The 2488-nt window shown below is 54.1% G+C and carries 2 rRNA genes; both read left to right on the forward strand.

The window, feature by feature from the left end:
- A 23S ribosomal RNA gene (locus ACWGPT_RS19800) occupies window positions 1–2213 on the forward strand; the annotation flags it as partial.
- A 142-nt stretch (window positions 2214–2355) separates the two neighbouring features.
- Window positions 2356–2470: ribosomal RNA gene (gene rrf, locus ACWGPT_RS19805) — 5S ribosomal RNA — on the forward strand.
- Window positions 2471–2488: the final 18 nt, after the last annotated feature.

A 2488-nucleotide genomic window follows, 5' to 3' on the forward strand; every position in this document is an offset into this window, starting at 1 on the left:
GTGACGGCGTACCTTTTGTATAATGGGTCAACGACTTAGTGTAACTAGCAAGCTTAAGCCGGTAGGTGTAGGCGCAGCGAAAGCGAGTCTGAACAGGGCGTTCAGTTAGTTGCATTAGACCCGAAACCGAGTGATCTAGCCATGAGCAGGCTGAAGGTTGGGTAACACCAACTGGAGGGCCGAACCCATATCTGTTGCAATAGATCGGGATGACTTGTGGCTAGGGGTGAAAGGCCAATCAAACTCGGAAATAGCTGGTTCTCCGCGAAATCTATTTAGGTAGAGCGTCGACCGAATACCCTCGGGGGTAGAGCACTGGATGGGCTATGGGGACTCACCGTCTTACTGATCCTAACCAAACTCCGAATACCGAGGAGTACTAGTCGGCAGACACACGGCGGGTGCTAACGTCCGTCGTGAAGAGGGCAACAACCCTGACCTCCAGCTAAGGTCCCCAAGTCATGGCTAAGTGGGAAAGGATGTGAGGATCCCAAAACAACCAGGATGTTGGCTTAGAAGCAGCCATCATTTAAAGAAAGCGTAACAGCTCACTGGTCTAAATAAGGGTCTTTGCGCCGAAAATGTAACGGGGCTAAAGCCATGCACCGAAGCTGAGGATTTGCAGTTTACTGCAAGTGGTAGCGGAGCGTTCCGTAAGCCTGTGAAGGAGGACCCGTGAGGGCCTCTGGAGGTATCGGAAGTGCGAATGTTGACATGAGTAACGACAAAGAGGGTGAGAGACCCTCTCGCCGAAAGACCAAGGGTTCCTGCTTAAAGTTAATCTGAGCAGGGTTAGCCGGCCCCTAAGACGAGGCAGACATGCGTAGTCGATGGGAACCACGTTAATATTCGTGGGCCTGGTGGTAGTGACGGATCTCGTGTGTTGTTCAACCTTACTGGATTGGTTGGGCGGCGAAGAGGTTCCAGGAAATAGCTCCATCATTATAGACCGTACCCGAAACCGACACAGGTGGTCAGGTAGAGTATACCAAGGCGCTTGAGAGAACTATGTTGAAGGAACTCGGCAAATTGCACGCGTAACTTCGGAAGAAGCGTGACCCCTTTTTACGCAAGTATGAAGGGGTGGCACAGACCAGGGGGTAGCGACTGTTTATCAAAAACACAGGGCTCTGCGAAGTCGAAAGACGACGTATAGGGTCTGACGCCTGCCCGGTGCTGGAAGGTTAAGAGGAGAGGTGCAAGCTTTGAATCGAAGCCCCAGTAAACGGCGGCCGTAACTATAACGGTCCTAAGGTAGCGAAATTCCTTGTCGGGTAAGTTCCGACCTGCACGAATGGCGTAACGACTTCCCCGCTGTCTCCAACATAGACTCAGTGAAATTGAATTCCCCGTGAAGATGCGGGGTTCCTGCGGTCAGACGGAAAGACCCCGTGCACCTTTACTATAGCTTTACACTGGCATTCGTGTCGGCATGTGTAGGATAGGTGGTAGGCTTTGAAGCGGGGACGCCAGTCTTCGTGGAGCCATCCTTGAAATACCACCCTTATCGTCATGGATGTCTAACCGCGGCCCGTCATCCGGGTCCGGGACAGTGTATGGTGGGTAGTTTGACTGGGGCGGTCGCCTCCGAAAGAGTAACGGAGGCGCGCGATGGTGGGCTCAGACCGGTCGGAAATCGGTCGTCGAGTGCAATGGCATAAGCCCGCCTGACTGCGAGACTGACAAGTCGAGCAGAGACGAAAGTCGGTCATAGTGATCCGGTGGTCCCGCGTGGAAGGGCCATCGCTCAACGGATAAAAGGTACGCCGGGGATAACAGGCTGATGACCCCCAAGAGTCCATATCGACGGGGTTGTTTGGCACCTCGATGTCGGCTCATCGCATCCTGGGGCTGGAGCAGGTCCCAAGGGTTTGGCTGTTCGCCAATTAAAGCGGTACGTGAGCTGGGTTCAGAACGTCGTGAGACAGTTCGGTCCCTATCTGCCGTGGGTGTAGGAATATTGACAGGATCTGTCCCTAGTACGAGAGGACCGGGATGGACATATCTCTGGTGGACCTGTTGTCCTGCCAAGGGCATAGCAGGGTAGCTATATATGGAAGGGATAACCGCTGAAGGCATCTAAGCGGGAAACCCACCTGAAAACGAGTATTCCCTATCAGGGCCGTGGAAGACGACCACGTTGATAGGAGGCGTGTGGACGTGCAGCAATGCATGAAGCTTAGCCTTACTAATAGCCCGATTGGCTTGATCGTTCTCATTGACCATGCTCATCAGCGGCGAATGCGCCGCGATGACGCCATGACGTGTTCAACAAAAACAAACGAAGTGAAAAACCTTCGCCAGCTTCTCGAATAGCTCCGGCGCCGCAAGCGCCGGAAGATTGCCCTTAGCCGACCTGGTGGTCATGGCGGGGCGGCCGCACCCGTTCCCATTCCGAACACGGCCGTGAAACGCCCCAGCGCCAATGGTACTTCGTCTCAAGACGCGGGAGAGTAGGTCGCTGCCAGGTCTGCTAAAGGCAATCAAA

This window comes from Pseudorhizobium sp. NPDC055634, from assembly GCF_053618655.1.